This is a genomic window from Megasphaera sp. DJF_B143, from assembly GCF_900320625.1.
In the GTDB taxonomy this organism is placed as follows: Bacteria; Bacillota; Negativicutes; order Veillonellales; family Megasphaeraceae; genus Megasphaera; species Megasphaera hexanoica.
The window spans coordinates 1-3,071 of sequence record NZ_ONTA01000306.1; the positions used below are offsets into that span (position 1 = coordinate 1).

Consider the following 3,071-nt stretch of genomic DNA (forward strand, 5'->3'; position numbering starts at 1 on the left):
GTGTTTTTTGTTTGGTTTCCATACGTGCTATATGACGTGCAGCGTCCTGCAGAATCAGAAATGTAACATAGGGAATCCATATGATTAACAGATGGATTCCCTACATTATATATATTTTACCTGTGCTCTCTTCCGTGATATACTGCGTTCATTGCGAAAGGGAGGATATGTATGGAATGGATTTTATCAACTGATGTACATGTATTATTCTGGTTGCACCGCCTGGCTGGTCCGCATATGAATAGTTTCATTACGTTGTTTACGACAGGCATCAATTGTCTGTGGCTCTGGCTGGGGCTGGCTGCTGCCGGCCTGTGGAATCGCCGCAGCCGCTGGATAACATTGACCATTATTGTGGCCGTCATTGCAGCTGTTTTCATTGGTGATGTCGTCCTGAAGCATGTGGTCATGCGGATCCGTCCGTATATCGTCATCGAAGGAGCTCCCGTGGTAGAGGCACTCAAATATCCCGTTAGTTACTCCTTCCCTTCTGGTCATTCATTCTTTTTCTTTGCCGGAGCGACGGTCATATACTGCTACCGCCAGCGTCTTGGCATATTGGCTTATGGACTGGCGGCAGTCGTAGCTTTTTCCCGGATGTATTTGTTCATGCACTTTCCCAGTGATGTTCTGGCCGGGGCTGTCCTGGGGGTTGGTGTCGGCTATGGTGCGTACCGGATTTGCCATTATGCGAAAAAACGGTTTTTCATGAGACACAGTCTTTATCGGTAATCCCACTCCTGCCAGCCTGCCACATCGGTAATGCCCAGCCCGGGAGCCTGCGGCAGGATAAGTTCATTTCTATCATAGGAAATTCCTCCTATGATGGGATCGTCTGCCATGAGGTCGGCCGCATCGAGGTCGTTGATTGCGATGGCGGGATTACCGGCAGAGAGACTGGCTGCAGCGGTAATGCCAATTTTGCTTTCCAGCATACAGCCCATCATGCAGTCTATGCCAGAGGCTTGTGCCATGGAAGCAATCTGGGAAGCGGGCCCGAGACCGCCGGCTTTCATGAGCTTAATATTGATGAGGTCACAGGCACGGATGGCGAGAAGATGAAATACATCACCAGGACTAAATGCGGATTCATCGGCCATAATCGGCGTATCTACGTGGTCGGTGACAAATTTCAGTCCTTCGACGTCAGAGGCTGCTACGGGTTGTTCAATCAATTCTATATCACGGCCGGCGTCTTCCATACGGCGGATCGTGCGCACGGCTTCTTTGGGTTTCCAGCCCTGATTGGCGTCGAGACGAATGGCGATATGCGGGCCGGCAGCCTGACGGATGGCCCGGACGCGGCGGATATCGAGAGCAGCATCGACGCCGACTTTGAGTTTCAGATTTGTATAGCCTGCCTGTATGGCTTTTTGTGCGTCCTGAACCATTTGTTCCGGTTCTCCCAGGCTGATGGTCAGATCTGAAGTGATGCGCTGACGCAGGCCGCCGAAAAAGCGATACAGGGGCAGGTGATATTTTTGCCCGAACAAGTCGTGAACCGCTATATCGAGGGCGGCTTTAGCCGACGTATTATGCACCATACTGTGCTGGATGCGTTGGAGAATGGCTTCCCTGTCATCGATATCCATGCCAAGAATCTGCGGTCCTATCGTATCTTTGATAGCCGAGGCCACAGATGCATGGCTGTCTCCGGTGATGACAACCGTCGCCGGTGCATTGCCCCAGCCAGTATGTCCATCGTCGGTGATGACTTTGACAACCAGGTCTTCGGCCATATCGACACGACGCAGTGCCGTGACGAAGGGTGTTTTGAGTGGGATGCGTACAATTCCCACGCGTATATCTGTAATTTTCATGGGAGATTCCTTTCGTTGTTTTATGAAATATATGTCAGTATTATTGTACTGGCTCGTGTCATGATTGTCCAGAAACTGCTGGCTGGAAGTGGCATATACAGGGTATGGATGAGGAAATGAATTTTACCTTGAATTTACAAATTTCATATATTATACTAAAGATGGTCTGAACGTGAATCTTGGGGGAGCTCCCTGGATTTGTTATATTTTTGAATATTAATGGCCAACATGCGAGGGAGTCCGTTTGCCGGACTGAGAGGGCGCCAGAGACGCCGACCGTTACAGATGGGAGTCATATTCCCTTTTTGTCGCATGGGTGCTGACTGTACGGAGAGGGATAGAGAGTCCCTCTCTTTTTATGTTTTATAATATGTATTATATTTTGTGAGGAGTCGATGATGATGAAAAAATGGCAGGTTCTCCTATCGGCATTGCTGATGGGATGCGTATTCTTATCTGGCTGTGGCAGCAGTGATACGCAGAAGAACGGATCGAAAGAGGTGGAAGAATTAAAAATCGCCGTGTCACCGTACCAGGATGCCGACACAATCCAGACAAAGACCGAACCACTGGGGAAGATGCTCCAGGAAAAAATGAAAGAAAAGGGATACAATATTAAAAAAGTTACCATCAATGTGGGGACTTCTTATAACGCCGTAGGAGAAGCTCTGAGTTCGGGCAGTGCCGATATGGGCTTTATTTCCGGAGCTACGTATGTCATGTATGATAAAGATGTCGATGTGCTGCTGACGGCGCTTCGCCAGGGTATCGATAAGGATACGACGGATTTATCTGTTTGGAACAACGGTACGCCGGAAGCCTTCAAGAAGGATCTGGTGAAATATTATCGTTCGGCTATTGTCGTAGGGCCGAGCGCCAAAGGACAGGCTATCCTCGCTAAGGTAAAACGGGGCGAAAAGCCGACCTGGGATGAATTGAATGATCTGACCTGGGGCGTCATGAGCCCGGCGTCTGCTTCCGGATATCTGTATCCGTCACTGTGGCTGAAGGATAATTATGGCAAGAAAATATCCGATCTGGCTCATGTCGTGCAGTCTGATTCGTATACGACTTCGACGGCCCGCCTGGCATCGGGACAGGTAGATGTCATCGTGGCCTATTCTCATATCCGTGCCCATATGGCAAAGAACTGGCAGGAAAAATTCGGCGGTACATCGGATATCTGGTCCCAGACCGGTGTCATCGGTGTAACGGATAAGATTTATAACGATACGGTCAGCGTCAGCAAGA

General features: G+C 49.5%; 3 protein-coding genes. 2 read left to right on the forward strand and 1 reads right to left on the reverse strand.

Going from position 1 to position 3,071, the window contains the following annotated elements; translation table 11 throughout:
- Window positions 1-171 precede the first annotated feature (171 nt).
- Window positions 172-732 (forward strand): phosphatase PAP2 family protein, encoded by a 561-nt coding sequence (locus DBO31_RS08810; RefSeq protein WP_150824964.1) that lies wholly within the window; start codon window positions 172-174, stop codon window positions 730-732.
- On the opposite strand, the gene DBO31_RS08815 is transcribed toward DBO31_RS08810, so the two are convergent.
- Window positions 723-1,820: a mandelate racemase/muconate lactonizing enzyme family protein gene (locus tag DBO31_RS08815; protein WP_150824965.1), complete on the reverse strand. Its 1,098-nt coding sequence runs from the start codon at window positions 1,818-1,820 to the stop codon at window positions 723-725. The genes DBO31_RS08810 and DBO31_RS08815 overlap by 10 nt on opposite strands.
- A 395-nt stretch (window positions 1,821-2,215) precedes the next feature.
- Between DBO31_RS08815 and DBO31_RS08820 the strand changes: the two genes are divergently transcribed.
- Window positions 2,216-3,071: PhnD/SsuA/transferrin family substrate-binding protein (locus DBO31_RS08820; protein ID WP_234995451.1), on the forward strand; the 856-nt coding region annotated here is incomplete at its 3' end.